The sequence below is a fragment of the Kribbella sp. NPDC058693 genome (assembly GCF_042715335.1).
In the GTDB taxonomy this organism is placed as follows: domain Bacteria; phylum Actinomycetota; class Actinomycetes; order Propionibacteriales; family Kribbellaceae; genus Kribbella; species Kribbella jiaozuonensis.
Window position 1 is genome coordinate 626,427 of the sequence record NZ_JBHXSQ010000001.1, and the last position, 26,189, is coordinate 652,615.

The 26,189-nt window shown below is 67.8% G+C and carries 22 protein-coding genes; 11 read left to right on the plus strand and 11 right to left on the minus strand.

Translation table 11 applies throughout. The features are described 5' to 3' along the window. The first annotated feature begins 484 nt into the window (after positions 1 to 484). Complete coding sequence (locus ACFWUU_RS02965) at positions 485 to 967, plus strand: DUF664 domain-containing protein (protein WP_380174257.1); 483 nt, start codon at positions 485 to 487, stop codon at positions 965 to 967. A gap of 55 nt (positions 968 to 1,022) precedes the next feature. Beyond that, the gene (locus tag ACFWUU_RS02970) at positions 1,023 to 1,958 is read left to right on the plus strand and encodes a phosphotransferase enzyme family protein (RefSeq protein ID WP_380172177.1); all 936 of its coding nucleotides are present in this window, start codon (positions 1,023 to 1,025) and stop codon (positions 1,956 to 1,958) included. Here ACFWUU_RS02970 and ACFWUU_RS02975 read toward each other — a convergent pair. After that, the gene (locus ACFWUU_RS02975; protein ID WP_380172179.1) at positions 1,955 to 3,073 is read right to left on the minus strand and encodes an FAD-dependent oxidoreductase; all 1,119 of its coding nucleotides are present in this window, start codon (positions 3,071 to 3,073) and stop codon (positions 1,955 to 1,957) included. The two genes, ACFWUU_RS02970 and ACFWUU_RS02975, sit on opposite strands and share 4 nt — an antisense overlap. Before the next feature lie 90 nt (positions 3,074 to 3,163). On the opposite strand from ACFWUU_RS02975, the gene ACFWUU_RS02980 reads away from it, so the two are divergent. Beyond that, positions 3,164 to 3,766 carry a TetR/AcrR family transcriptional regulator gene (locus tag ACFWUU_RS02980; RefSeq protein WP_137253896.1) on the plus strand — a complete coding sequence of 201 codons (603 nt, stop codon included), beginning with the start codon at positions 3,164 to 3,166 and terminating at the stop codon, positions 3,764 to 3,766. Here ACFWUU_RS02980 and dnaG read toward each other — a convergent pair. Continuing rightward, positions 3,763 to 5,787 (minus strand): DNA primase, encoded by a 2,025-nt coding sequence (gene dnaG / locus ACFWUU_RS02985; RefSeq protein WP_380172181.1) that lies wholly within the window; start codon positions 5,785 to 5,787, stop codon positions 3,763 to 3,765. The genes ACFWUU_RS02980 and dnaG overlap by 4 nt on opposite strands. A 40-nt stretch (positions 5,788 to 5,827) precedes the next feature. Between dnaG and ACFWUU_RS02990 the strand changes: the two genes are divergently transcribed. Then, entirely contained in the window at positions 5,828 to 6,673 is an 846-nt protein-coding gene (locus ACFWUU_RS02990) for a TolB family protein (protein WP_380172183.1), read from the plus strand. Here the strand turns inward: ACFWUU_RS02990 and ACFWUU_RS02995 are convergent. Continuing rightward, positions 6,670 to 7,914 (minus strand): NAD(P)/FAD-dependent oxidoreductase, encoded by a 1,245-nt coding sequence (locus ACFWUU_RS02995; RefSeq protein ID WP_380172185.1) that lies wholly within the window; start codon positions 7,912 to 7,914, stop codon positions 6,670 to 6,672. The two genes, ACFWUU_RS02990 and ACFWUU_RS02995, sit on opposite strands and share 4 nt — an antisense overlap. Positions 7,915 to 8,010: 96 nt before the next feature. On the opposite strand from ACFWUU_RS02995, the gene ACFWUU_RS03000 reads away from it, so the two are divergent. After that, a complete protein-coding gene (locus tag ACFWUU_RS03000; protein WP_380172187.1) occupies positions 8,011 to 9,873 on the plus strand; it encodes an exo-alpha-sialidase in 1,863 nt (620 codons plus the stop codon). On the opposite strand, the gene ACFWUU_RS03005 is transcribed toward ACFWUU_RS03000, so the two are convergent. Both ACFWUU_RS03005 and ACFWUU_RS03010 read right to left on the minus strand, forming a co-directional pair. Continuing rightward, on the minus strand, positions 9,823 to 11,064 hold the full coding sequence (locus tag ACFWUU_RS03005; protein WP_380172189.1) for a deoxyguanosinetriphosphate triphosphohydrolase: 1,242 nt from the start codon (positions 11,062 to 11,064) through the stop codon (positions 9,823 to 9,825). The genes ACFWUU_RS03000 and ACFWUU_RS03005 overlap by 51 nt on opposite strands. Before the next feature lie 42 nt (positions 11,065 to 11,106). Then, a complete protein-coding gene (locus tag ACFWUU_RS03010; RefSeq protein ID WP_380172191.1) occupies positions 11,107 to 11,706 on the minus strand; it encodes a dihydrofolate reductase family protein in 600 nt (199 codons plus the stop codon). A 72-nt stretch (positions 11,707 to 11,778) separates the two neighbouring features. On the opposite strand from ACFWUU_RS03010, the gene ACFWUU_RS03015 reads away from it, so the two are divergent. Then, positions 11,779 to 12,321 (plus strand): helix-turn-helix domain-containing protein, encoded by a 543-nt coding sequence (locus tag ACFWUU_RS03015; protein ID WP_380172193.1) that lies wholly within the window; start codon positions 11,779 to 11,781, stop codon positions 12,319 to 12,321. Continuing rightward, on the plus strand, positions 12,318 to 13,571 hold the full coding sequence (locus ACFWUU_RS03020) for an MFS transporter (RefSeq protein WP_380172195.1): 1,254 nt from the start codon (positions 12,318 to 12,320) through the stop codon (positions 13,569 to 13,571). The genes ACFWUU_RS03015 and ACFWUU_RS03020 overlap by 4 nt, the downstream gene beginning before the upstream one ends. Here ACFWUU_RS03020 and ACFWUU_RS03025 read toward each other — a convergent pair. Next, positions 13,511 to 14,140, minus strand: a complete 630-nt coding sequence (locus tag ACFWUU_RS03025; protein WP_137253887.1) for a TetR/AcrR family transcriptional regulator — start codon at positions 14,138 to 14,140, stop codon at positions 13,511 to 13,513. The two genes, ACFWUU_RS03020 and ACFWUU_RS03025, sit on opposite strands and share 61 nt — an antisense overlap. Before the next feature lie 83 nt (positions 14,141 to 14,223). On the opposite strand from ACFWUU_RS03025, the gene ACFWUU_RS03030 reads away from it, so the two are divergent. Beyond that, entirely contained in the window at positions 14,224 to 15,069 is an 846-nt protein-coding gene (locus ACFWUU_RS03030; RefSeq protein WP_380172197.1) for an alpha/beta hydrolase, read from the plus strand. Here the strand turns inward: ACFWUU_RS03030 and ACFWUU_RS03035 are convergent. Continuing rightward, positions 15,034 to 16,560: a UDP-N-acetylglucosamine 1-carboxyvinyltransferase gene (locus tag ACFWUU_RS03035; RefSeq protein ID WP_137253885.1), complete on the minus strand. Its 1,527-nt coding sequence runs from the start codon at positions 16,558 to 16,560 to the stop codon at positions 15,034 to 15,036. The genes ACFWUU_RS03030 and ACFWUU_RS03035 overlap by 36 nt on opposite strands. A gap of 174 nt (positions 16,561 to 16,734) precedes the next feature. Here ACFWUU_RS03035 and ACFWUU_RS03040 point away from each other — a divergent pair, with 174 nt between their 5' ends. Both ACFWUU_RS03040 and ACFWUU_RS03045 read left to right on the plus strand, forming a co-directional pair. Further along, positions 16,735 to 17,955 (plus strand): hypothetical protein, encoded by a 1,221-nt coding sequence (locus ACFWUU_RS03040; protein WP_380172199.1) that lies wholly within the window; start codon positions 16,735 to 16,737, stop codon positions 17,953 to 17,955. Between the two features lie 46 nt (positions 17,956 to 18,001). Further along, the gene (locus ACFWUU_RS03045; RefSeq protein WP_380172201.1) at positions 18,002 to 19,246 is read left to right on the plus strand and encodes an acyl-CoA thioesterase/BAAT N-terminal domain-containing protein; all 1,245 of its coding nucleotides are present in this window, start codon (positions 18,002 to 18,004) and stop codon (positions 19,244 to 19,246) included. Here ACFWUU_RS03045 and ACFWUU_RS03050 read toward each other — a convergent pair. The 3 genes from ACFWUU_RS03050 to ppdK all read right to left on the minus strand — a co-directional run bounded on the left by ACFWUU_RS03050 (position 19,239) and on the right by ppdK (position 23,098). Continuing rightward, the gene (locus tag ACFWUU_RS03050) at positions 19,239 to 19,517 is read right to left on the minus strand and encodes a YciI family protein (RefSeq protein ID WP_380172203.1); all 279 of its coding nucleotides are present in this window, start codon (positions 19,515 to 19,517) and stop codon (positions 19,239 to 19,241) included. The two genes, ACFWUU_RS03045 and ACFWUU_RS03050, sit on opposite strands and share 8 nt — an antisense overlap. A 148-nt stretch (positions 19,518 to 19,665) precedes the next feature. Next, positions 19,666 to 20,400 (minus strand): class I SAM-dependent methyltransferase, encoded by a 735-nt coding sequence (locus ACFWUU_RS03055; RefSeq protein WP_380172205.1) that lies wholly within the window; start codon positions 20,398 to 20,400, stop codon positions 19,666 to 19,668. Between the two features lie 37 nt (positions 20,401 to 20,437). Continuing rightward, complete coding sequence (gene ppdK, locus ACFWUU_RS03060; RefSeq protein WP_380172207.1) at positions 20,438 to 23,098, minus strand: pyruvate, phosphate dikinase; 2,661 nt, start codon at positions 23,096 to 23,098, stop codon at positions 20,438 to 20,440. A gap of 287 nt (positions 23,099 to 23,385) precedes the next feature. On the opposite strand from ppdK, the gene ACFWUU_RS03065 reads away from it, so the two are divergent. Then, the gene (locus ACFWUU_RS03065) at positions 23,386 to 24,234 is read left to right on the plus strand and encodes a cobalamin-binding protein (RefSeq protein WP_380172209.1); all 849 of its coding nucleotides are present in this window, start codon (positions 23,386 to 23,388) and stop codon (positions 24,232 to 24,234) included. Here ACFWUU_RS03065 and ACFWUU_RS03070 read toward each other — a convergent pair. Then, positions 24,231 to 26,189 carry a VWA domain-containing protein gene (locus tag ACFWUU_RS03070; RefSeq protein ID WP_380172211.1) on the minus strand — a complete coding sequence of 653 codons (1,959 nt, stop codon included), beginning with the start codon at positions 26,187 to 26,189 and terminating at the stop codon, positions 24,231 to 24,233. The genes ACFWUU_RS03065 and ACFWUU_RS03070 overlap by 4 nt on opposite strands.

A 26,189-nucleotide genomic window follows, 5' to 3' on the forward strand; every position in this document is an offset into this window, starting at 1 on the left:
GGGGGGCTGGCGTTCGCGAGAGCTCACGTGCAGCGGTGCTGGGGTGGGCTAGAGCTGGCGTGCGCGTGTGCTGCGGAACGGTGTCGCCGTACGCGAGGGCTGGCTCACGTGGTGCGGTGTCGGTGCGACTGGGAACTGGCGTGCGCGGGGGGCCGGCGCGGAGCGATGTCGGCGTGCGGCGGGGCTTGCGTGCGCAGAGTCGGCGCGGAGCGGTGTCGGCCGTGCGCGGGGCTGGCGTGCGCGCGAGCTCACGTGGAGCGGTGCTGGGGTGAGCTAGGGCTGGGGTGGGTGGGTAGCGGGCGTTGGGGACGCAGGTTGGTGGGTGGGTAGCGGGCGTTGGGGACGCAGGTTGGTGGGTGGAGGGGCGGATTGGTTGGCTGGGATGGACGGGTGGTGCGGGAGGGTGGGGGTGACTTGTGGAGGAGGGGTTTTGGACTGGAGAGGGTTGTCGGTGGGTGAGTGTTTGTGTGGGGGTGAGGTGGAGATGTTGCAGTTTGCGCTGGATCGGGTGCGGAGGCAGTTTGGTTGGAAGACGGGTGGGCTTGGGGCGGAGGACTTGCGGTGGCGGCATGCGCCTTCGGCGATGACGTTGGCGGGGCTCGTGAAGCACATGGCGTTTGTGGAGGATGGGTTTACGGCTCGGGCGGCGGGGCGGGGGTTGGGGGCGCCGTGGGATGGGCGGGGGTGGGTTGAGAATGATCGGTGGGGTTGGGAGTCCGCGGTTAGTGATTCGCCGGAGGAGCTTTACGGGCTTTGGTATGGGGCTGCTGCGCGGTCGCGGGCTGCGTGGCAGGAGCTATCTGCGGATGGCGGGCTTGATGTGGTGATTGCGGATCCGGATCCTCAGTGGTCGTGCAATCGGCGGCGGATTCTTGTCGATCTGCTTGAGGAGTATTTGAAGCACACGGGGCATGCGGACGTGTTGCGTGAGGCGGTTGATGGTGTGACGGGGAACGATCCTGACTGAGGCGGAGAGGGTCGTAGAGGCGTTGGGGGCGTCGTACGGCGTGCGTGCTGTTCAGGTGACGGAGATCCTGGCGGGTACGGCGACCAGGAACTATCGCGTCGTCGACGAGGGCGGGCGGCGGTGGTTTGCGAAGGTTTATCGCGGGGAGGTGGGGCGGGAACGGGCGGCGATCGGGCTGGCGGAGTTTGCTCGGCGGGGTGGCGTGCCGGTGCCTGAGGTGCGGCGGACGCTTGATGGTCGGGTGATCGACGAGCTGGTGCCGATGTCGTTGTGGGAGTTCGTGGATGGGGAGACGGCGGAGGGTGGGCTGGTCGAGGCGAGGTGGGCGGCGGTCGGGAGTGTGTTGGGGAGGCTGCATCGGCGGTTGGCGGAGCATCCGGCGGCGGCTCCGAGGGTGTGTGCAGGCCTTGGAGTGCGGGATGTTGTGCGGTCACGGCGGCAGTTCGATCGGGTGGTTGACGACTACGCGAGTCGGGCGGCGCGCAGCCCGTTCGAGAGTTGGGCGTTGGAGGCCGCTAAGGAGCGGCGTGCGTTGTTGGGGAGGGCGCAGGCCGTTCTGAATGAGTTGCCCGACCTGACGGTGCAGGTGGTGCACGGGGATTTGGCGGCTCCGAACTTGATGATGTGCGGGGACGATGTTGCAGCTGTCATTGACTTCCAGCCGCCTGGTCCACGCTTCATGGCGTGGGAGATCGCGCGGATCGGGTGCGACCCGCGGACGCTCGTGCTCGGCGATGGGTGGCTTGACGGATTGGGTGAGCTGCTGGCTGCTTATCGCGAGGAGCACCCAGCGGCGCGCCCTGACGATCTCGTGTCCACGGTCGCCGTCGGATGTGCCTACACGCTGGGCTCGACGTTTCCGTTGGCCGAGCCGCAGGAAGCGGTCACGCCGTCGCTCGAGCTCTACGCTCGCGCACGGCACGAGACCGCGCTGATGATGCTCGAACGGCTCGACGAAGTGCAGGAGACCTTGCGCGAGTCGCTGAGCTAAACGGGGATTGAGATGTGGAAGAGGCGTTCGGCGTTGTGCAGGGACTCGGTGACCACAGCTTGGGCATTGGGGAGCATGTCCTGTTGGTAGGACGCGAGATCCTCGCCGGAGGTCAGCGCCCGGGCAAGTCTTGCGGCGTCCCAGAGGGCGGTGTTGGCGCCGGCGCCGGCGGCCGGCGTCATGGGGTGGACGGCGTCGCCTAGGAGGGTTACGTGGTTTGAGGACCAGGACGGAACTTCGATGCAGGTTCGCAGGGTGATGGGGAAGGCGGCGGTCGGGTCGGCGGCGGCGACCAAGGTACGGATTGATGGGTGCCAGTTGGTCACCGAGCGGGTGACGATTGACCAGAGGTCGGCGGCGGGCATGGTGAACAGTTCGTCGTCGGAGGCGCCTAGTACTTCGTTGGTGCCGGTGAGGACTGCCATCAGGTAGTCGCCGTACTCCTCAGGGGGCTCGCGGAAGACGACTGGGCCGAAGGCCAGGCCGGCACCGGCGCCATCGCTGGCGAAGCAGAAGCCGCGGAGGAAGGGCGGTGGTGCAAGCTCGCGGACGTTTGTTGTCATGGGCACCTTTCCGTAGATGCAGCGGACGCCGATGTCGAGTACGTCTTGTTCTGGTAGGAGCTGCGCGCGGACCCGCGAGCCGACGCCGTCGGCGCCGACGAGTACGTCGGCAAACGTGGACGTGCCGTCTGTGAAGGAGATCTCCACGCCTTCGGAAGTCTCGACGTATGAGTCGAACTGTTTGCCGAATTCGAGTACGTCGTCCAGGCCGGTCATCAGCGCGCGGCGGAAGGCGTAGCGGTCCACTGACGTCACCGCGTCCGGGCCGGCTACCGGGAACTGCTGCTCGAACTGCACCTGGAGCTGGGTGTCGAAGCCGGCGACCAGATCGCCTGGTCGTGTCGCGGTCGCGATGACTCGACGGCGGACAGAGTCGGGCAGGACGGCGGCTAGGGCCTCCTCCCCCACCGGGCTGATATGGATGCGGTAGCCCTGGTTGCGGTGGCGGGGTGAGGGGTCGCGCTCGAAGACCTTCACGTCGACGCCTGCCTTGTGCAGACCTTGTGCCAGAGCCAGGCCGCCGATACCGGCGCCCACGATCGCTACCTTCATCGTCGTCTCCAATCATCCGTGTATCAAACTTTATCATCCGTGTGGTTGATTAAGTTAGCACGGCGGATGGCTGTCCGCTAGGATGATTTCGTGCGGAGATCACCGGGACCCGACGAGCGGCAGCGGGATGCCGAGCGCACCAGGCAGCAGTTGCTGGATGCGGCGGTGATCGAGTTCGGCGCGCACGGGTTCGGTGGTGCGCGGGTGAGCGAGATCGCTGCTAGGGCAGGCGTGAACAAGCAGCTGATCTCGTACTACTTCGGCGGCAAAGAAGGGCTCTATAAAGCGGTCGCCGATCGGTGGCGGGCGGGCGAGCCGGATATTGCCGCGGACGCGGAATCACTCGGTGAGGTGGTCGCGGCCTACGCCCGTACGTCGATCGCGCAGCCTGACCTGCTGCGCTTACTCGTGCGTGAAGCTGTCGATCGGGACACCAGCGCGCTCGATCCGGAGGGGCAGCGGGCCAGGTTCCAGAGCATGCTCGACGACTTTCGGCAGCGGCAGACGGACGGCGAGCTTGCCGCCAACCTCGATGCGGCGTACACGGGGCTCGCGCTGTTCGGGCTGGCTGCGGCGCCGGTGGTGTTTCCGCAGATCGCCAGGGCGCTTGGTCTTGATCCGGACAGTGAGGAGTTCGCGGCGAAGTACGCCGAGGAGACGGCGCGGCTCGTGGAGCACCTGAAGGAGGACTAGATCGCGCCGGAGATTGCTCGGTTGCGGAGTTCGGCTTTGTAGGCTTCAAGGGCGATGAGTTCGCCGAACATGCGGTTGTACTCGTCTGGGCGGTCGATCGGGTTCGTTCGCTGGAGCTTGGACTTCAGGTCCTGGATACGGCGGGCGCAGGTCAGTTCCTGCAAGCGGGCCAGCAACGCCTGTGCATACTGCTCGTCGGGCTCGCGGCCGAGGCGTAGCGGATCGACGGCGAGTGCGCCGACGACTGCGGCCGCCGGATCGTTGCCGATGGCATCGCGTACGGCGACCACCCAGGCCTCGGCGGCAGGTGCCGCGGCGGGCCCGCCTGCCTTTGCCATTGCGGTGCGGATCGCCGCTAGCCAGGGGTGGGTGAAGTCGTGGTCGTCGAGTTCGTCGAAGGCTACGCCGACCAGGTTCGGGTGCTGCATCGCGACCTTGAGGGCGTCCCACTCGATCACGTACCGCTGGTCGCGCGGAGAGGGTACGTCTGCGCGGCGAGGCTGCTGCGGCGCACCAACCGGCTGCCCATGCTGGGCGGCAGCCGAGCTCCCAGGCTGGCCAGGCTGTCCGGGTCCCGGCCGCCCAGACTGTCCAGACTGTCCATGGCCGGGTTGACCAAGGCCGGGCTGTCCGGGCTGCCCAGGACCTGACCGACCAGACTGCCCAGACGCAGACGTCGACCCCTGCCGAGCGGCGGCGCGATAAACCTCCGAGCGCACCTGGTCCTCATCCATCCCCAGGTGCCCGGCAAGCTCCCGGGTGAAAGCGTCCACCTTCGACCGGTCGCGGATGCTGATCACCAGCCGCGCCGCATCCCGCAGCGCATCGACCCGCGTGTCCGCCCGATCCAAGTCGTACTTCGACAACACGTTCCCCAGCACGAACCGATACAGCGGCACCCGCCGCCCGATCAGCTCGCGGACCGCCGCGTCGCCCTTCTCGAGCCGCAGGTCACAAGGGTCGAGCCCGTCCGGCTCGACCGCGACGTACGTCTGCGCCGCAAACGCCTGGTCCCCCGCGAACGCCTTCAACGCCGCCCGCTGCCCCGCCTCGTCACCGTCGAAGGTGAAGATCACCTCGCCACGGAACTGATCGTGATCCAGCAGCAACTGCCGCAACACCCGGGCGTGATCATCACCGAACGCCGTACCGCACGTCGCAACCGCGGTCTGCACACCAGCCAGATGACAAGCCATAACGTCGGTATAGCCCTCGACGACAACCGCCTGCCGCCCCTTCGCGATCTCCCGCCGCGCGAGGTCCACGCCGTACAGGACCTTCGACTTCTTGTAGATAGGCGTCTCAGGCGTGTTCAGGTACTTCGCCTCGATGCGGTCGTCGTCGAACAGCCGCCGCGCGCCGAACCCGATCACGTCCGACGACGCGTCCCGGATCGGCCACATCAGCCGGCCGCGGAACCGGTCGTACAGCCCGCGCTGCCCATCAGCGGACAGCCCCGACGCGACCAGCTCGGCGTTCGTGAAACCGCGCCCGCGCAGGTGGTTCGTCAGTACGTCGCCACCGCGCGGCGAGAACCCCACCCCGAAGTGAACAGCGGCGTCCTTGTCGAACCCACGCTTGTCCAGGAACTGCCGCCCGGGCGCCGCCTCGGCCGCACCGAAGAGCTGGTCGACATAGAACTCGGCCGCGACCTTGTGCGCCTCGACCAACCGCGGCCGCTGGTTCCCCGGACCGCGCGGCACCGGCGCGCCGGAGTCCTCGTACCGCAGCTGGATCCCGACCTTCGAGGCCAGCGTCTCGACCGCCTCGGAGAACGTGATCTGGTCGATCTTCTGGATGAAGTCGATGACGTCGCCGCCCTCTTGGCAGCCGAAGCAGTAGAAGAACCCGCGGGAGGGGGTGACGTTGAACGACGGCGACTTCTCGTCGTGGAACGGGCACAGCCCCTTGAGGTTGCCACCGCCGGCGTTCTTCAAGGTCACATACGAACCCACGACGTCGTCGATCCGGGCCCGCTCGCGCACCAGCGCGATGTCCTCTTCCTTGATCCGGCCAGCCACCCCGTGAGTCTAGCTGGACCGATCACATAGGTTTGCGGGTATGCCACGAACTCTTCGCCCTGGTCAGCGGTCCGAGTTGTACGTCGTCGGCGTCACCAGCGGCGACCACCGCCTGGTGTTCAGCTCGTCGGACATCCTCTTCGAGGCACCGAACTGGACACCGGACGACGTTCTGATCGTCAACGGCAACGGCCACCTGTTCCGGGTGAACGACGGGCTCGAGGAGATCGAGCTCGGCGGAGTGCCGGAAATCAACAACGACCACGTGGTCAGCCCGGACGGGCAGACGGTCTACGTGTCAGCGGACGACGGCCACCTGTACGCCGTACCGATCGAAGGCGGGCCCGGGCGCCGGGTGACGAACGATCGCGGCCCGGGCTTCCACCACTACCTGCACGGGGTCTCGCCGGACGGGAAGACCCTGGCGTACATCGGGCTCGAGAACCGGGACGGCCGGCGGATCACCAACGTGTGGACGATTCCCAGCGCCGGCGGCGCCGACGTCCAGGTGACGGACGACGAGTTCGCCGACGACGGCTCGGAGTACAGCCCGGACGGCAAGTGGATCTACTTCAACTCGGAGCGGGCAGGCCAGGCGCAGCTGTTCCGGATCGCGGTCGGCAGCGGTGAGGTCGAGCAGTTGACGGACGACGAGCGCGTCAACTGGTTCCCGCATCCCGCGCCGGACGGCTCGGCGATCGCGTACGTGAGCTTCCCGCCCGGCACCGAGGGGCATCCCGCCGACATCGACGACGTACGACTGCGTCTGCTGACCAACGACGGCGTCCGCGAACTCACGACGCTGTTCGGCGGCCAGGGCACGATGAACGTCCCGAGCTGGTCGCCGAACAGCGCGCAGTTCGCCTACGTCACCTACCCGATCTAGACGTCCGACAGCTCGATCGAGGTGTCGGCGAGACGGGCGGGGTCGACCGCCTTGCCGGAGCGGATCAGCTCGCGGACCGCGTCGAGTCCGGTGTCCCACAGGTTGACGTGCATGCCGGCCAGGACGTGGTGGTCGTCGTCGAGCCAGAAGACCATGTAGGCGCCGGACTTCGGGTCGCCACGGAACAGGACCTGGTACGACGTGCCGCGCGGGATGTCGCCGGCGTACTCCATGCCGAGGTCGAACTGGTCGGTGAAGAAGTACGGGATCGAGTCGTACGCCACGTCCTCGCCGAGCATCGCCTTCGCCGCCGCCTTGCCGCTGTCCTTCGCGTTCTGCCAGTGCTCGACGCGAACCGGGCGCCCGTACTGCGGGTGCTCCCAGCGCGCCACGTCACCGGCGGCGTATACGTCGGCCGCGGACGTCCGCAGGTCTGGGCCGGTCACGATGCCGGAGCCGTTGTCCGGCGTCGCGACCTCGATCCCGGCCTCCTCGGCGAGCTCGGTGTTCGGCCGCACGCCGACGCCGACGACCACCAGGTCCGCCGGAAGCACCTCGCCGCCGGCCAGGCGAACACCGGTCACCTTGTCGGTTCCCTCGAAGCCCTCGACCCCGATCCCGAACCGGAACTGCACGCCGTGCTGCCGTTGGAAGTCGGCGAACACCTCGCCGACCTCCTCACCCATCACGGACGCCAGCGCGGTCGACTGCGGCTCGACGACCGTCACCTCACTCCCCCGCTCGCGCGCGGCCGACGCCGCCTCGAGCCCGATCCAACCCGCGCCGACGACGACAACGCGCGGCTTCGCGGCGTACGCGTCGGTCAGTGCCTGCGACTCCTCCGCCGTCCGCAGGTAGTGCACACCCGGCAGATCGCCACCCGGTACGTCGAGAGTCCGGACGCGGCTGCCCGTCGAGATGAGCAGCTTGCCGTACGACACCTGTGAGCCGTCGTCGAGCGTGACGGTGTGCGCGGCCGGGTCGATCGCGGTGACCGTGGTCCCCAGGCGCAGGTCGATCTTGTTGTCGTCGTACCACTGCTGGTCGTGCAACTGCGCGGACTCGGTCCCCTTCTTGGCGAGCAGCACGTCCTTCGACAGCGGAGGTCGCTCGTACGGCAGGGACTGCTCGCTGCCGATCAGGACCACACCACCGGTCCAGCCTTCCGTCCGAAGGGCCTCGGCGGCGGTCGCTCCCGCGAGGCTCGCACCGACGATGACGATCTGCTCTGCATCAGCCATAAGAGGACCTTAGTCCTCGGCGAACCCTTGCCGCGCGCGACAACGATGACTAATTTGTCGAGGACATCAGACGTCCTATGTCCTCCTTGGAGAGTCATGCGCGTTCTCACCGCCCTACTGATGATCAGCACCTTCATAACCTCACCAGCACACGCCACCGCCGAAGCGCCGTTCGTCGACGACAGCGTGCTGTTCCAGCAGAAGACCGAGGGATATTCGTGCTTCCGGATCCCCGCCGTCGTCCATGCGACCGACGGTGAAGTGCTCGCGTTCGCCGAAGGCCGGGTCGCGGACTGCGGCGACGACGGCGACATCGACATCGTGCTCAAGCGGTCCTCGGACGGCGGCAAGACCTGGGGTCCGCTGCAGGTCGTCTCCGACGGCAACGGCAGTACGCACGGCAACCCCGTACCGATCGTCGACCAGAAGACCGGCCGGATCGTGCTCGTCACCACGCACAACGGTCCGCAGCCGTGCACGAACGGCTGCGACCGCGATCCGTACGTGCAGACCAGCGACGACTTCGGCGCCACATGGACCGCGCCTCGCGAGCTGACCGACGCGAAGCTGCCGAGCTGGAACTTCTGGTACGCGACCGGCCCGATGCACGGGATCCAGCTCCAGCACGGACCGCACGCCGGCCGGCTGATCGTCGGCGCGACCTACGAGACGTACGACGGCGTCGGCCCGCACGTCTACGGCGGCCATCTCATCTACAGCGACGACTCCGGCGAGACCTGGCATATCGGCGCGACGATGGCCCGCGACGACGGCAAGGTGATCGTCGGCGAGATCACCGTCGTCGAGCTGACCGACGGGCGGATCTACGCGCTGGCACGTGAACGCGGTACCGATCCGGGCAACCGTGCGTACGCGATCAGCAGCGACGGCGGGGCGACGTTCGACGCGCCGTTCAAGACGATCCCGCAGCTGGTGATGCCCGACGTACAAGGCTCGCTGCTGCGGTTCAGCGCGCGCAACGAAGGCGATCGGCAGAACCGGATCCTGTTCTCGGCGCCGGCGCATCCGGCCGCGCGCGAGGTGATGACGGTGCGATCGTCGTACGACGAGGCGCGGTCGTTCGGCACGTGGCAGCAGGGGAAGGTCTTCTACTGGGGACCGTCGGCGTACTCCGACATGGTGCGGCTGGACGGCGATCAGGCCGGGCTGTTGTACGAGGCCGGCGTCGCGAGCCCGTACGAGACGATCCGGTGGGCGCGGTTCAACGAGGCGTACCTGTCGACGCCGAACGGTACGCCGCCGGGGATCCCGGGCCCGCCGGCGCCTGGGCCGCGGACCGCTGACGTCGGTCCGGCCCACAATCCGGCGTACGTGCGTGGTGGGGCGACTGTTGCCGCGGGCAAGTTCGGGAACGGGTTGGCGATGGACGGCGTGGACGATTACGTCGAGGTGCCGTTCGACCGGTCGATCGATCTCGGCGCGGACGACTTCACGCTGATGACGTGGATCAAGTACGGCGCGACGACGGGGTCGCACGCGATCCTGTGGGCCTATCGCACCGGCTCCGGTACGACACCGCAGATCTGGTTGCGGGCGGAGCCGGAGAGCAACCGCATCCGCGCGTTGCTGGCGGTGGACCGCTACAACGTGACGGTGCAGTCTGCGTCGGCGTACAACGACGATCAGTGGCATCACGTCGTACTCCAGCGGGTGAAGGGGAAGCTCCGGTTGCTGGTCGATGGTGTTGAGGTCGGCTCTGCGACGGCGCCGGCTGGTTCGGTGACGGCGGGCAAGGAGTTCGGCGTACAGGGCATTCATGTCGGCCAGCGGGTCGACGGCGCCAACCGTTTCGTGGGGACGCTCGATGAGGTCCGCGTTTACCGGCGTGCCCTGTCGGATGCGGAACTGCAGCAGATCCGCGACACCAACAACCCCATCCGCTCGCAGCTAGGGCTGGATCTTCCCCTCGACCAGGTGGGCATGCCAGGCCAGAGCTGAAGGGTCGGTGAGGGACGCGACCTGGTCGACGACGACGCGCAGGCGGGCGTTGTCGTCGACCGCGTCCGCGAAGTCGGACTGGAACGGGAGGTCGAGGTTGCGTGGAGCTGTCTTCCACAGCGCCTCGACGAGCTCGGTGAGGAGCTCGCGCTGGGTGGCGCGGCGGGCCTGGCGTTCGCGTGAGTCGAGGACGTGGAACATGCCCACGCCCTTCAGCAGACCGATCTCGGTGCGGATGCCGTCGGGGACGATGAGGTCAGCCTCGTAGCGGATCAAGCGGGAGCGGCCGAAGACGGCATGCGTGGCCTGCTCGGCGGCTGTAGCGAAGCGGCCGATCAGCTGACTGGTGAGATCCTTGAGACCGCCGAGCGCACGTCGGCTGTCGTCGAAGGTCGAGCCGGGCCAGTAGTTCAGCGAGGTCAGCCGGGCCCAGCCCTCGTCGAGCTCCGCATCGGTTGCCTCGGGCAAATACATCTGCCGGACCGTCTGCCAGTACGGCGCTCGGTCCGCATCGACCGCGGCGAGGTCGAGATGATGCGCGACGATCGCGTCCTCGACATCGTGCACGGAGTACGCGACGTCGTCGGCGAAGTCCATCACCTGCGCCTCCAGGCAGCGGCGCTCCCCCACGCCCGGACGCAGCCAGGTGAAGACGGCGAGATCGTCGTCGTACACCCCGAACTTGCGCTCGCCGGGGCGGCGCGGCCATGGGTACTTCGTCGCGGCGTCGAGCGTGGCGCGACTCAGATTCAGCCCGACGCTGCGTCCCTCGGCGTCGAAGGTCTTCGACTCCAGCCGGGTCAACAGTCGCAGCGTCTGCGCGTTGCCCTCGAAGCCGCCGATGTCCGCCGCGACCTGGTCGAGCGCACGCTCGCCGTTGTGCCCGAACGGCGGATGCCCGAGATCATGCGACAAACAGGCCGCGTCGACGATGTCCGGATCGCAGCCGAGCGTCGCCGCTAGCTCGCGGCCGATCTGGGCGACCTCGAGGCTGTGGGTCAGCCGGTTCCGGGTGAAGTCGTCGCTGCCGGCCGTCACGACCTGCGTCTTGGCCGCCAGGCGCCGCAACGCCGCACTGTGCAGCACGCGCGCGCGATCTCGCGCGAACGCGGTCCGGCCCGGTCGCTTGACCGGCTCGGCAACCCAGCGCTCCGCGTCGTGCTCGTCGTACCCCTCATGCTGCTTCCTCATTACTGCACACAGTAGCCGCGAGCACCGACAGTTTCGCGACGTTCAGATGGCCACGCAGTAACGCATCCAGAGCACGCCGTCCTTGAAGACCTCGGTGCCGACGTGGTGCAGGTTGAGCCGGCGGGTGTCGTACCACCGTTCGCCGGAGCCGACCAGGATCGGGTGGACAAGAAGAGCCAACTCGTCGATCAGCTCGAGCTCCAGGCATGCCCGCAACAGCGCACCGGACGAATCGACTCGGACGGTGTGCACACCTCTGCGGTCAAGCGCGTCGAGGACTTCGGCGAGGTCGACCTGGTCGTAGCCGGTGATGAGTTCGCGGGTGGTCGAGTCGGGTGGTCGGGCCGGCGTCTGGTCGGCGTACAAAGCAAGGACGTCGGACCAGTAGCCGAGGTCGCGGAGTGAGGTCCAGCTGTGGACGCGGGCTCGGCTGTCGACGACCGCCAGCAGCGGGCCCTCCGGTCGCGGGCCGCGCCGGGGAGCAGCGAGTACGTCGGACTCCTGGGCGAGGATCGTGTCCGCGCCGATCAGCGTCACCTCCTCCTGCCAGAGCGAGGCGAGCGCATAGAACCGGGCGAGGTCGACGTCGAACCCCGACGCCACCCCGTCCAGCGAGACCGCCAGCTGAGCCACCACGTGCATACCGCCAAACCTAGGGACGCCCACCGACAAACCTAGTTGCAGAGACTTCTCTGCAGAGATTACTCTGCAACAATGCGACGGATCGATGCCCGAAGTCTGCGCGGACTCGCCCACCCGCTCCGGATGCGCATCCTGGAGGCGATCGAGCTCGACGGACCGGCCACGTCGAGCACGCTGGCGACGCGACTCGGCGAGAACACCGGGACGATCAGCTGGCACCTGCGACTGCTCGCCGAGCACGGGTACCTCGAGGAGGATCCCGATCGCGGCACCAAGCGCGAGCGCTGGTGGCGGCTCCCCGATCGGCAGACCGTTCTGGACCCGTCCGAGTTCCTCGACGATCCCGAGACGCGGCGCGCGCTCGACGTGTATCTCCGCGATCTGGTCGAGCGGTACTACAACCGCGTCCGCACGTACCTCGACGAGGACTGGCCAGGTGAGTGGCAGCACGCGGCGGGCCTGTCCGATTGGCGCGACCTGCACCTCACGCCGGAGCAGCTGCACAACCTCAACGAAGAGATCGCCGCCGTCATCGACCGCTATACCGATGACAAGCCTGCGGAAGGCGCCGAGCGTGTGATCGTCCAGTTGCAGTCGTTCCCTCGCCGCTCATGAGCCTCCTGCTGAGCAATCGAGACTTCCGCCTGTTCTGGACCGGCGAGACGATCAACCGCTTCGGCAGCGCGACCTCCTCGGTAGCACTCCCCCTCGTCGCCATTTCGATGCTCGATGCAACAACCTTCGAGGTCGGTCTGCTCACCGCGGCCGCCTGGGCACCGTGGTTGCTGATCGGACTCCCGACCGGCGCCTGGATCGATCGGGTACGCCGCCGACCGGTCATGCTTGTCTCCTGCGTTGCCTCCGCCGGCCTCTTCGCGTTGGTTCCGCTGTCCGGCAGCCGACTGACCATCCTGCTGCTGCTCGTCGTCGCGGTGCTCGCCGGCGCGGCATCGGTCGTGTTCCAAACGGCATACACCGCTTATCTGCCGACGCTTCTGGCCTCGGCCGATCACGCCGAGGGCAACGCGAAACTGCACGGCAGCGCCTCGGCAGCGCAGATCGCCGGGCTGGGCTCCGGCGGGCTCATGGTGCAACTGATTGGTGCCGCCGACGCTGTCCTCGTCGACGCGGCCAGCTTCCTGGTCGCCCTCGCTTGTCTCGCCGCGATCCGCTATCGAGAACGCCGTACGACGACCCCGCGACAGCCCGGTGCGATCCGCGCCGGCATCAGGCTGGTCGCGCAGGACGTCTGGCTGCGCACCCTCACGATCTTCGGCGCCGTCTCCAACCTCGCACTGATGGGATACCAGGCGATCATCGTCGTCTTCCTCGTCCGTGAAGCGGGCCTCACCGCAGGCACAGTCGGGACTCTGATCGCGGCTGCATCAAGCGGCGGAGTCCTCGGCGCCTTCGTCGGACGGCATACCATACGGTTTGGTACGGCGAGGGCGCTGCTGCTGTGCGAACTCGGGCTGCCGACGCTCGCACTGCTGATCCCGCTGAGCGGCGCGAGCCCGTGGTTCTACCTGGTCGGCGCGTTCGGCGTGAGTCTCGGCGTCGTCGGTGGAAACGTCGTGAAGGCAACGTTCCTCCAGTCCTACTGCCCGCCCGACCTCTTCGGCCGCCTCACCGCAACGACGGCCTTCGTCAACTACGGCACGATCCCGCTCGGCGCACTGCTCGGCGGCGTACTCGGACAGACCCTCGGCCTCACACCAGCCCTCTGGATCACGACAGCCGGCGTACCGCTGGCCGGTCTCGTCCTGCTCGCCTCACCGATCCGCCGGCGCCGCGACCTCCCGACTCAGCGGGGCAGCGTCGTGCCCGCGGTGGCGGTCGACTCCAGCCGCGAGCGGATGGCCTGACGCGCCAGCTCGTACGCCGCGCCGCCGTCGTCGTGCAGGATCGACGCGAGGTTGGCGGCCTCGTAGTACGCGTTGAGCTCGAACGCCAACTGCTTGGCGTCGGCCTCCAGCTCACCGTTGTCGACGGCAGCCTGGACGGCCTCCTCGAGCAGTCCCATCCACTCCCAGTGGACCGTGAGGAGGGCGTCGTGGACGGCCCCGCTTCGGGCGGCGTACTCGTGCGAAACCTTCTGGAAGAAGCAGCCACCCGGGAACACCCGGCGCTGCGAGTAGTCGAGCCAGTGCTTGCTCAACGCCCACACGCGCCCGAGACCAGGCTCGACCTCGTACGCAGGGATCACCACATTGTCGGCGTAGATCCGCCGCGCGGCCCGGATCGTCGACAGCTGCAGCTCCTCCTTGGAGCCGAAGTGCGCGAACAGCCCGCTCTTGCTGATCCCGAGCTCCGTCGCGAGCCGCCCGATCGACAAACCCTCGAGCCCGTCGACCGACGCGATGTCGACCGACCGGCGCAGCACGGCGCGGCGGGTCTGGTCACCCCGCACCAACCGTCCGTCGACCTTCTCCACGGCTCCCGATCCTAGTTGCCCTTGACGATGATCTCGTGCAAAAGTAATAGTACGACCGTTCGTATAGTTAGGGGAGGACGTTCATGCAGCAGCTGATCGGCACGGGTCTGCGGACCATCGGAGCGGTGTCGCCGCGGCTCGGCGGCCGGCTCGCGTTCGGGCTGTGGCGCCGCCCGCTCGCCCGCGGTCAGGTCCGCGACAGCGAGCGTCAGGTCCACGACGCGGCACGGGTCGAAGACCTCGACGACGTGCTCACCTACGCGTGGGGTGACGGCAAGCGGCCGGTGCTGCTCGTGCACGGCTGGCGGTCACGGGCATCGCGGTACGCCGGATTCATCACGCGACTGCTCGAGCTCGGGTACAGCCCGGTGTCGTACGACGCGCCCGGGCATGGCGACTCCCCCGGCCCGATCGTGTCGATCCTCGGGCATCAGCGGATCATCCAGCAGCTCGAAGAACGGCATGGACCGTTCGAGGGCGTGATCGCACATTCGCTCGGCGTGCCGTTCGCGTTGTACGCGGTCCGTGAGGGCGTGGCGGCGCGGCGGATGGTGACGATCAGCGGCGTCGCGGACTTCGGCTACCTGGCCGATACGTTCTGCGCGGCGCTCGGACTGGGCCCGAAGATCAACAAGCACCTGCGCCGGTCGATCGAGCGCGGGTACTTCGACGGCGACCAGCAGATCTGGAGCCGGTTCTCGGTCGCGGCAGGCAAGGCCGAACTACTGGTGATCCACAACGACGAGGACGATGTCGTGCACCCCGAGCAGGCGCAAGTCTTGCTGAGGAGTTACGGCGAGCGGGCGCATTTCCTGCCCACCACCGGCCTCGGCCACAGCCGGATCCTGCAGGACCCGGCTGTGATCGCCGAAGCCGTTGCCTTCTTGCAGGACTCAGATGTCCCGGAAGGTCTCGATCTGAGCGCCTAGCGAGTTGAGCCGGGTGGCGAGGTCCTCGTAGCCGCGGTTGATCACGTAGACGCTGCGCAGTACCGACGTACCCTTCGCGGCCATCATCGCGATCAGCGTGACCACGGCCGGACGAAGAGCCGGCGGGCACATCATCTCGGTGCCGGAGAAGTGCGTCGGGCCTTCGACCATGACGCGGTGCGGGTCGAGCAGTTTGACCCGGCCGCCGAGCTTGTTCAGGTCGGTCAGGTAGATCGCGCGGTTCTCGTAGACCCAGTCGTGGATCAGTGTCTGCCCGGTCGCGATCGCCGCGATGACCGCGAAGAACGGCAGGTTGTCGATGTTCAGCCCCGGGAACGGCATCGGGTGGACCTTGTCGATCGGCGCGTGCAGCTTCGACGGCCGGGTGGTCAGGTCGACCAGCCGGGTCCGGCCGTTCTCGGCCAGGTACTCCGTACTGCGGTCGTAGTCGAGCCCCATCTCCTCGAGCAGCGCGAGCTCGATCTCGAGGAACTCCACCGGCGCGCGCCGGATGGTGATCTCGGACTTGGTCACGATCGCCGCGGTGAGCAGGCTCATCGCCTCGATCGGGTCCTCGGACGGCGCGTAGTCGACGTCGACGTCGATGTCGGCGCGGCCGTGCACGGTGAGCGTCGTCGTACCGATGCCGTCGATCTTCACGCCGAGCAGGTCGAGGTAGAAGCACAGGTCCTGGACCATGTAGTTCGGGCTGGCGTTGCGGATCACGGTCACGCCGTCGTACCGGGCGGCGGCCATGATCGCGTTCTCGGTCACGGTGTCGCCGCGCTCGGTCAGCACGATCGGCTTGCCCGGCGTGATCGCCCGGTTGACGAGGGCGTGGTACTGCCCGCCGGTCGCCTTCACCTCGAGGCCGAACGGGCGGAGCGCGGTCAGGTGCGGCTCGACGGTGCGCGTGCCGAGGTCGCAGCCACCGGCGTACGGCAGCTCGAACGCGTCCTCGCGGTGCAGCAGCGGGCCGAGGAACATGATGATCGAGCGGGTACGACGGGCCGCCTCGGCGTCCATCGAGCTCAGGTCGAGGTGTGCCGGCGGGACGATCTCCAGGTCACCGGCGTCGTTCAGCCAGGTGGTGCGGACGCCGATCGAGTTCAGCACCTCGAGGAGACGGTTGACCTCTTCGATCCGGGCGACCTTGCGCAGCGTCGTACGGCCCTTGTTCAGCAGCGATGCGCAGAGCAGCGCGACACCGGCGTTCTTGCTCGACTTGACGTCGATGGATCCGGAAAGTCGCCGGCCACCGGCGACGCGAAGGTGGACCGGGCCGCCGCCGAGAGAGACAATTTCCGAGTCGAGCGCCTCGCCGATCCGGGCGAGCATCTCGAGGGTGAGGTTCTGATGACCCTTCTCGATCCTGTTCACCGCACTCTGGCTGGTGTTCAGTACTTCCGCGAGCTGCGTCTGCGTCCAGCCGCGATGCTTGCGGGCGTCCCGGATGAGGTTTCCGATCCGGCTCAGGTAGTCATCGGTCATGCGCCGGACCTTATCTCACATGTGAGATACCTCTGCACCGACCCGCCGGTGCCAGCGTATCCAATGTCACGTGCAGCCGAAGCCCGAGGGTCCTGAGGACCCGTGCGACCTGGTGAAACGCCCGCAGCCTACAGTTACCCCCAACTCCCGCCGCACCCCGGAGAGGATCAGCAGATGCCCGACGACACCTCCGCCGCGGTGGTCAACGAGTTCGAGGCGGAGTCGTGGCCGCTCGAGGCAGCCGCCGACAGCCTGCACCAGGTAATCGAAGGATTCCACAACGGTGACACCCGGCCGCTGGTGATCGGCGACGGGGACCAGCCGGTTCTGGTGGTGCTGGCGATCGCCGACCTGGCCGACTTCCGCGCTCGGATCGCCGAGCTGCTCGGCAACCCGGTCGACGCCGGCTGGCTGCGGTACTACCTGCGTTCGAACTTCGACATGAGCTCGGAGCGGCTGGTCGAGCTGCTCGGCGTGGACACGGACCACGGGCTGTCGTCACTGGCCAGCCAGGTGAACGTCGAGCAGGCCGCGACGCTGATGTCCGACCACGTACGCCGTACCGAGGCCGGCGGGAATCCGCTGATGCTGATCGGCGACGGGACGATGGCGACCGCCGCGCTGCTCTCGTTCCAGGCGTTCCAGGTGCTGCTGGCGATGGAGGGCGACGGCAAGGGCGAGGACGACTCCTGCGCGCACGACGACGAGGAGAAGCCGACCACGCCGCTCGAGGTGCTGGCCGAGCGGATCGGGCCGGTGTCGACGCAGCTCGTCGCGCAGATCAACGCAGGTCGCGAGCCGGGCCTGCCGCGGTACGAGCTGCACTTCGAGGACGACCTGGTCGACCACCTGCGCGACCTGGAGGCGCGGGCGCAGCAGGCGCCTGGCGCCGGGGCGTACGACGAGTTGAACCAGCTGCTGCATCAGTTCGACCAGATGCGGAGCGGGCTGGTCGAGGTGGACGTCGACGAGGAGCCGGACGAAGCGCCGTACCTGGAGGCGACCGACCTCAAGGCCGCGCTGCCGGACATCCGCGACACGTTCCGCGAGGGCGCCGACGACCCGTACCTGATCGGGCTGGACGGGCGACCGTTCGCGGGACTGATCTCGTACGACCTGTACGAGGAACTGCAGAAGGTATCGGTCGAGCTGGACGGGACCGACGAGGCGCCCGTGCTGCCGCTGCCCGAGCCGCGCTGGGAGAACGGGCCGCGACTGCTGCCGTTCGAGCTCGCGCTCGAGATGTGCGAAGCGGTGATCGAGGACATCAGCAACGGCGAGGCCTCGATGCTGTTCATCGCCGACGAGGACAACGAACCCGAACTCGTCCTTGCCCCGCTCGTCTGGCTCTGGGCGTACGTCGACCACCTGGACCTCGAAGCCGCCGAAGCCTGATTTCGACGCTGCTCGAAATGACTCCCCCGGGTGTCAATCTGGATCGGTGAACCGATCGTTGCCGGCTGCGCTCGCCTGTTGCCTGATGGTGGCGGGATGTTCCTCGGGCGGATCCGATCACGCTGCCCTCACCGTCGACCAGGCGGTGACGCTGGCCGACCAACCGGTCCACCTGAAGGTGACCGACCTACCCGCGAACAAGTCGGCAACCGTCGGCGCCGACGCGGTAGACCGGGACGGAAAGAAGTGGCACGGCGAAGCGACGTTCACCGCCGACGCCCACGGCACCGTCGACCTCGACACCGCGAAGCCCACGAGCGGGAGCTACCAGAACGTCGACGGGATGGGTCTGTTCTGGTCGATGAACCCGCCTGACGGCGATCCTGACAAGCAGTCATACATCCCGCCGACGGACAACGGACGATTCGTCGAGCACCTCGACGTCTTCGTGACCCGCGACGGGAAACGGCTCGGGAGTACGGCGCTCACCCGGCAGTGGACGTCCGCCGGCGTGACAAGCCGGTCGCTCACGATGGCGAAGGACAAGCTCACCGGGATCTACGTCGCCCCGAAGCCGGACGGCGCGAAGCATCCCGCTGTCCTCCTCCTCGGTGGCTCGGAAGGCGGCATACCTCCGCAGTCGAGCCCGAACCTGTTGGCGTCGCACGGATATCCGGTGCTGGCGCTGGCGTACTTCCACGCGTCCGGCGTGCCGGACGACCTGAACAACATCCCGCTCGAGTACTTCGCGTCGGCGGCCGCCTGGCTCGCGAGGCAACCCGGGGTCGATCCGGGGCGCCTCGTCGTGATGGGTACGTCGTTCGGCACCGAGGCGGCATTGCTGGTGGCCGATCACTTCCCGGATCTCATCGACGGGACCGTGCTGTTCGCGCCGGGCGCCCACCTGACGGGCTCCTTCCCCCGTCAAGGCGGCGCGGCGTGGACTTATCAGGGCAAGCCGTTGGCGCCGGAGGATCAGATCCCAGTCGACGGCGTGGACGGTCCGGTCCTCGCCGTGGCCGGCTCCGCCGACGCGCAGTGGGGTTCGAGGCAGTCCGCGGAGCTGATCATGCAGGAACTCGACACAGCACATGCCGAGTTCCCGCACGAGGCGGTGATCGTCACCGGCGCGGGTCACGGCGTCGGCGGCACACCGTACCTACCGCACGGCACGATCCTCGACCACCCGATCATCGGGCCGACCGCGCTCGGTGGCACCCGCCCTGCGAACGAATCAGCGCTCCTGCAGGGCTGGGCGAAGACGCTTGCGTTGCTGGGGTCGCTCAGCTGATCGGGAACAGGGGCTGCCACTCCGAGAGCGTGGCGATCTCGTAGACGTCGGCCGGGGTGTACGGGTCCTTGGCGAGGATGTCGCGGAGCTCGGCCTCGTCGGCCACGTCGTAGATGAGCAGGGCGCCGGTCTGGTCGGGGAACGGTCCGGCGGTGACGAGCTTGCCGGCTTCCTTCAGCTCGGTCAGGTACTCGCGGTGGGCCGGACGGACCTCGAGACGGCGGTCGGTGTCGGCGGGGTCGAAGCGCAGCTGCACGACATAAAGGGCCATGCCGAAACCCTACAACGACCGAAGAAACAAAGGGATTTGGTGCGGGAAAGGGAGTCACGAGCCGCCACAGCGGCTGGTTCAGGTCAGACCCGAAAGTCGACGAGTGATCTCCCTTCCCGCCCGGTTATTCTGACCAGTCCATGACCCGCTACGCAAGGGGTTGGTTAAGAGAAATTCCTACAGACAGTTGATTCAAATAACGCTTCGTGATCGAGCCCCCGGCTGCCTCGATGTGAGCGCCGATGCAGTCGTACAGTCGGTCACGCCGCTCGATTGTCAAGGCCCGATGACCCGAGTATGAGGACAAAAGTTCGAGGTACTGCGCGGCCGAATAGTCCACATCCCAGACATATCTGCGAAACTCGACGGACCCGAAAAGCCCACTTCGTTCGAGCCCTTCAGGATCATTAGGTACGTCGTCGGCCGCGGGTAATCCGTCCGTGGTGGCGTCGTCGGTGAATCGGTCGTAGCAGGACTGCACGTCGGCGAACAACTGCTGGCTTCCGCCCGCGACGTGATGTGTCGACACGACCGCCAGCGCGCCACCCGGCCGCAGGACGTCCACACATCGCTGCATGCGCGTTGCCGGGTCGAGCCAGTGGAACGCGGTCGCCGAGACGACGAGGTCGAAGGTCTGCGCCGGCAGGTCCCAGGTGTCGAAGTCCGCGACGACTACGTCGACGCTTGGAACCCTGCGCTTCAGCACGCCGGCGAGGTCGGGACTGAGTTCAACGGCGGTGACCGGCCAGCCGCGGTCCACCATGGCGGACGTTGCCTGGCCGGTGCCGGGGCCGATCTCGAGGACACGTGGATGGTCGCCCACGATCCCGGCCAGGTCGTCGAAGAGTTCGGCTGGATAGGTGGGGCGGACGCGGTCGTACAACTCCGCGTCCTCCCCGAAGGTCTGCCTGAGACTCTCTCTACTCACCCGCCAATGCTGCCCGCCCGGCTTCCAACCGCGCCACCGGAATACGGAACGGCGAGCAGGAGACGTAGTCGAGGCCGACGTCGTGGAAGAAGTGGATGCTGTCCGGGTCGCCGCCGTGTTCGCCGCAGATGCCGAGCTTGAGATCGGGCTTGGTCGCGCGACCGCGATCCACTCCGGTCCGCACCAACGCGCCGACGCCCTCGCGGTCGATCGACTCGAACGGCGACACCGCGAAGATCCCCTTCTCCAGGTACCGCGAGAAGAACGCACTCTCGACGTCGTCGCGGCTGAAGCCCCACGTGGTCTGGGTCAGGTCGTTGGTACCGAACGAGAAGAAGTCGGCCGCTTCCGCGATCTGGTCCGCGATCACCGCGGCCCGCGGCAACTCGATCATCGTGCCGATCGGGATCTCCCCCGCGACGCCGACCTCGGCGAGCACGCGTTCCACCTCGTCGCGGGCCAGGTGCAGCTCCTGTACGGCGCCGACCAGCGGGATCATGATCTCCGGCCGCGGATCCTTGCCCCGGCCCCGCAGCTCGACAGCCGCGGACGCGATCGCCCGTACCTGCATCGCGAACAGCCCCGGAATGACCAGCCCGAGCCGCACGCCGCGCAGACCGAGCATGGGGTTCTGCTCGTGCAGCCGCTGGACCGCCGCCAGCAGCGCCGCGTTGCGACCCGGGTCCTCGCCGCGCTCACGCGCCACGGCGACCTTCACCGCGAGCTCCTCCATTGACGGAAGGAACTCGTGCAGCGGCGGGTCGATCAACCGGATCGTCACCGGCAGGCCGTCCATCGCGGTCAGCAACTCCAGGAAATCCCCACGCTGCAAGGGCTCCAGCTCGGCCAGCGCCGCCTCGAGCTCGGCGTCGCTCTCCGCGAGGATCAACCGCTCGACGGACTCGCGCCGCTCCCCCAGGAACATGTGCTCGGTCCGGCACAACCCGATGCCCTCGGCCCCGAACCGCCGCGCCCGCGCCGCGTCGTCCGCGGTATCCGCGTTGGTCCGTACGCCGAGACGCCGTACCTCGTCCGCGTGGGTCATCAACCGGTGCACCGACGCGACGAGTTCGTCGCCGGCTTCCGGGGCGAGCGTGCCCTCGAAGTACTGCACGACCGGTGACGGGACGACCGGGACCTCGCCGCGGAAGACCTCGCCGGTGGTGCCGTCGATCGAGATCAGCTCACCGGCTTCCATGATCGTGCCGTTGACCTTGATGGTGCCTTGGGCAACATTCACGTCGAGGTCCTCGGCGCCGCAGACACAGGTCTTGCCCATGCCGCGGGCAACAACCGCCGCGTGCGAGGTCTTGCCGCCGCGGCTGGTCAGGATGCCCTGCGCCGCGATCATGCCGTGCAGGTCGTCCGGGTTCGTCTCACGCCGTACCAGGATGACCTTCTCGCCGCGGTCCGCGGCCTCGACCGCCGCGGCCGAGGTGAACACGACCTTGCCCGATGCCGCGCCCGGCGAGGCCCCGATCGCCTTGGTGATCAGGTCCTTCTCGGCGTCGGCGTCGAACCGCGGGAACATCAGCTGCGCGAGCTGCGCACCCTTCACCCGCCGGAGCGCCTCGTCGGTATCGATCACGCCTTCGTCGACCAGGCTGGTCGCGATCCGGAACGCGGCCGCGGCGGTCCGCTTGCCGACGCGGGTCTGCAGCATCCACAGCTTGCCGCGCTCGACGGTGAACTCGATGTCGCACAGGTCCTTGTAGTGCCCTTCGAGCGTCGCCATGATCTGCATCAAGTCGTCGTACGACGTCTTGTCGAGCTGCTCGAGATCGGCGAGCGGGACGGTGTTGCGGATGCCTGCGACGACGTCCTCGCCTTGCGCGTTCTGCAGGTAGTCGCCGTACACGCCGTGCTGACCGGTCGAGGGGTCGCGGGTGAAGGCGACGCCGGTGCCGGAGTCCATACCGAGGTTGCCGAAGACCATCGAGCAGATGTTGACCGCCGTGCCGAGGTCGGTCGGGATCCGCTCCTGGCGGCGGTAGAGGATTGCGCGGTCGGAGTTCCACGAGCGGAACACGGCCTCGGTCGCCAGGTCCATCTGGGTCCGCGGGTCCTGCGGGAACTCGCGGCCGGTGTGGTCGTGGACGGCTCGCTTGAAGGTCTCGACCAGAGCCTTCAGGTCGTCGGCGTCCAGGTCGAGGTCGTTGCGGGTGCCTTTGGCTTCCTTCGCCGCCTCGATCGCGTCCTCGAAGACGTCGCCTTCCATCCCGAGCACGGTCTTGCCGAACATCTGGATCAGTCGCCGGTACGCATCCCAGGCGAATCGCGGGTTGCCCGACTGGTGCGCGAGACCGTTCACCGAGTCGTCGTTGAGGCCGACGTTCAGGACGGTTTCCATCATGCCTGGCATCGATACAGCGGCGCCGGAGCGGACCGAGACCAGCAGCGGGTCGTCGGCCTGGCCGAGCTTCTTGCCCATCTTCTGCTGCAGCAGATCGACGTGCTTGTCGATCTCGTCGGCGAGGTCGGCCGGCACCGCGCCGGTCTCCAGGTAGGCACGGCAGGCGTCGGCGGTGATGGTGAAGCCGGGTGGTACCGGCAGGCCGAGATTGGTCATCTCGGCCAGGTTCGCCCCCTTCCCGCCGAGCAGCTGTTTCATGTCCTTGTTGCCTTCGGCGAAGTCGTAGACGAGTTTCGGCACGGTCACTCCCTGGGTTGCAGGCGGGTGCTTTCAGGCGCGGGCAGATAACCCGCTGGCCCGTCGACTCCGGCGGCGGGGGCGTGCTTTCAGGGTAAGCCTAAAAACCAGTCCAGTTGAACACTGGTCTCACGATGCTGACGTGACGCTCCCCACAGGTCGAAGGCCGGAAAACCCTTCCCTGGTTGACAACGCGAGACAATCGGGCTGTCTCAAAATGAATCACAGGCGGGACGCGTAAGCGCGGTTTGGTCGGGGTACCGGTCGTTGCCGGCAGCTAGAGTCGGCGGGTGCGCATCGTTTCCCTGCTGCCCTCGGCGACCGAGATCTGCTTCGCGCTCGGTGCCGGAGACGACGTCGTCGGCGTGACGTTCGAGTGCGACTATCCGGCTGCGGCACGGGGTCGGCGGATCGTGTCGACCACGGCGTTGCCCGAGGGCCTGACGCCGGGTGAGATCGACGCCGTCGTACGGCGGAAGGTGGCGGCCGGGGAGGATCTATATCACCTGGACGCTGGTGTACTGCGGGAGCTCGCGCCGGATGTGGTGATCACGCAGGACCTTTGTGCGGTGTGCGCGATCGAGGTGACCGATGTCGAGGAAGCACTCAGCTATCTGGGCTGCCGGGCCGAGGTCGTCACCACGGATCCGCACAACCTCGATGAGGTGGTGGCGTCGATCGAGACGGTCGCAAAGGCGATCGGTCGAGACAGCACGCCCCTCGTTGAGGAACTGCGCGACAGGCTCAAGCAACACCAGCATCTGGTTGCAGGGCCGCGGGTCGCGTTGCTCGAGTGGACGGATCCGCCGTTTGCGCCGGGGCATTGGTTGCCGGAGATGGTGGAGCTTGCGGGTGGGACGAATGTGCTGGGAACAGCCGGTCAGCGGTCGGTCTCGATCACCTGGGACGACGTACGCGCCGCGCGACCCGAGGTGATTGTGTCGGCGCCCTGCGGGTTTGATCTGGACGGTGCCGCGAAGCTGACTGCGGAGTTGCCGTTGCCCGCGGACGCGCAGGTGTGGGCGGTCGACGCGAACGGGTACTTCGCGCGGCCGGGGCCTCGCTTGGTGGACGGCATCGACGTACTGGCTGCCATCCTCCAAGGCGAGGCCCCGGATCACGCGATCAGAGTGCGTTAGAGCTTGCGGCGCGTCCTCAGGTAGTCGCCGACGACGGCGGCGCCGAGGCCGTCGGGGTCGGGCGCGAGGACCCGGCCGCCACTGCGCCGGGCGAGCAGGTCGACGAACGCATTCAGCCGCGGGTCGTCACCGAGACGGAAGACGGTCAGCGTGGCGCCCAGCTTGGCCAGGCGGTCGACCTCGAAGATCGTCTTGCGAAGCGTGGCCGGCTCGGGTGGGTACGAGAACTCGGCCGTACCGTCGGGCTCCAGGTGAGCGGTCGGCTCGCCGTCGGTCACCATGAGGACGACCGGCTGGGCGTCCGGGTGGCGACGAAGGTGGCGCCCGGCGAGGAGCAGCGCGTGGTGCGCGTTGGTGCCCTGCTCCCAGGTGCCCTCCATCCCGATCAACTGCGGCAGCTCGACGACGCCGGCATACCGCCCGAAGGTGATCAGCTGGAGTGCGTCGTTGCGGTAGCGCGTCGAGATGAGTTGGTGCAGCGCGAGCGCCGTACGCTTCATCGGCAGCCAGCGGCCCTCCTGGACCATCGACCACGACGTGTCGACCAGCAACGCGACCGCAGCGCGAGCGCGATGCTCGGTCTCCGCGATCTCCACATCCGCCACGTCGAGCTTCACGCCGCCGCCACCGGTGTGGGCGGTCCGCAGTACGGCGTTGCGTACCGTCCGCGGCACGTCCCACGGCTGGGTGTCGCCGAACTCCCACTGACGCGTCGACCCGCTCAACTCACCGGCCGCGCCGGCGTTCGCCGCGTCCCGCTCACCGGACCCACGAGCAGCCCGCAGTACGTCGGCCAACGCGGTCTGGCCGAGCTGACGCAACGCCTTAGGCGACAACCGCAGCGAACCGTCCGGCGCCCGCTCGATCAGACCCTGATCGCGCAGCTCCCGCTCCAGCTCGCTCAGCCGACGCGCGTCGACCGTTGCCTCATCACCCAATTGCCGGGTGAGCGCGTCGAGGTCGATGTCCTCGAGCCGTGCGCCCGGGTACGACTGCGCCAGCTGTTCGGCCAGCGCATCCAGCTCCGCGAGGTCAGACATCGCCCGCGCACCCTCGGCGAGACCGAGCGGATCCTCACCGCTCATCTGCTCGGACCCGTACCAGTCCTCGCCCGGTCGCAGCGCCTGCAGCTGAGCATCCAGCTGCGACAACTGTTGCGCGAGCTGCGGACTGCCGAACGCCTGCTGCGACAACTCCATCAACTCGGCCCGCTGCTCGGGTGTCATCGAGTTCATCATCCGCTGCGCCGCGGCCGCCCGTTGCGCGAGTACGTCGATGAGCTCCTCGACGTTCTGCGGGTTCTCCGGGAAGAACTCGCCGTGCTTGGCCATGAACTCCTCGAACAGCTCCGGCACCTCGGGCCGGCCCTGCGCGTGCGCCGCGAGCAACGCGTTGAGGTCGGTCAGCATCTCGTTGATCGCCTCGACGTCCTCGGGCGTGGTCTGCTGCAGCGCCTCCTTCATGCCCTCGAACCGCGACCCGAGCAGCTCACGCCCGAGCAGTTCGCGGATCTCCTCGTACTTCTGCCGGCCCTCCGACGACTGCCAGTCGTAGTTGGCCAGCTCCCGTACTGCGGCCGCCGTACCCGACGGGAGTGCGTCGAGCTGAGCCTCCCGGAACCGGGCGTCGTCGGACGGGTTCGGGAACAGCTCGTGCCGCTCCGCCTCCAGCGCCTCGTTCAACAGCCGCTGTACGTCGCGCAGCGTGCCGTCGAGGTTGTGCCGCCGCTCGATCTCGCGACGGCGCTCCCACAAGCGGCGACTCAGGTCGTCCAGACCCTGAGTGTTCCGGGTCCCGCGCCGGAGCAACTCCTCCAGCGCGGACCGCGGCGACGAACCGTTCATCACGTCCCGGCCGATCTCGTCCAGCGCGTCCCGCAGATCCGCGGGCGCCTTGAGCGGATCAGGCCCGTCGTGCCACGGCCCGTACGACCAGCCCTCTGGAATCGACGACAT